Source organism: Paenibacillus turicensis (genome assembly GCF_017873435.1).
Classification (GTDB): Bacteria; Bacillota; Bacilli; order Paenibacillales; family Paenibacillaceae; genus Fontibacillus; species Fontibacillus turicensis.
Genome location: NZ_JAGGKG010000045.1, coordinates 1 through 1155 on the forward strand (window position 1 = coordinate 1; position 1155 = coordinate 1155).

Genomic DNA, 1155 nt, shown 5'->3' on the forward strand with positions numbered 1-1155 from the left:
TGTCGTACAATAACAATTATGCGACCTTTCTATGAGTCTATCATGAAAAAAATGGAATGCTTTGTTGTTAATACATATTATAGGACATTTGCGTGGAAGTCGTATAGTCAAAAAGTATCAAAAATAGACAAAAAGCACTATATTATTTGATATATTCGTCTAAACTGTCCTGAACGAAATCAGGAGCGGCTTTTTTTAACTGTTCTACAGTATGTAGGTAACGTTGCGTTGTATTGATATGAGTGTGCCCTAACGTTTCTTGTACTTGCTGCAATGACGCCCCTTCTAATAATGCTAGTGTTGCATTTGTGTGTCTTAACCAGTGAGGGGTTGGCTTTTTAGCTAACTTACAACGCTCACCAGCCGCTTTAATAATTCTTTCTACCTGTCTAGTTGTAATCGGAAACAAAAGAAAATCTTCGTTTGGCTCCTCAAGTTTAGAAGCTGCAAACGTATGCTCCTTAAACAATTCCCATAATCTTTTCGGTACTTTAACCTCCCTTGTCTTGCCACGCTTAGCTTGCGTAATTGTTAACCAGATAGACTTACCCAATGCATCTGTATGAAAATCTCCCCATTTGATCCGTGTTAACTCAGAAACACGTAATCCAAGAAGGACTAAGGATAAGCCAATTAAGTAATTTCTTAGACTGTCATTATAAAGAACGTCTAAAAGTTGTCCAACTTCACGCTTCGTTAAATAATTTCTACGACTAGTGATCGTTGTAGGCGGAATTCGAGTCGTTAATGTAGGATTTGTAGGGAATAATCCTATCCCATCTTCACTACCCCATTTGTAAAATGATTTTAAGGGAGCGATAAATGCAGCAATACTTGCAGGTGCCAGCGCCCTTCCATTTTCCCTATAATTAGCTTGACTTAGATACAGTTTATATGCCTCAATTTCCCGCCAAGTTACATCTCTAAGCTTTTTCCCTGCAATAAATTTAGAAAAATGATAAAGGGCACGAGCATAATTTTTGCGTGTATTAGGTGCATTCGTACACACTGATAAGAACATTTGAATAATCTGCTCATCACTATATGTCGTTTCATGCGGATAGGTGTCTAATGATGTAATGAAATTTGAATTTAATTCCATCCGATATGCCTCCTGTTGTCATATTCGTGTCGCATAATTGTTATTGTACGACA

At 37.2% G+C, this 1155-nt stretch carries 1 protein-coding gene; it reads right to left on the reverse strand.

Going from position 1 to position 1155, the window contains the following annotated elements:
* Positions 1-142 precede the first annotated feature (142 nt).
* Positions 143-1102 carry a tyrosine-type recombinase/integrase gene (locus J2Z32_RS22205; protein ID WP_210091385.1) on the reverse strand — a complete coding sequence of 320 codons (960 nt, stop codon included), beginning with the start codon at positions 1100-1102 and terminating at the stop codon, positions 143-145.
* Positions 1103-1155: the final 53 nt, after the last annotated feature.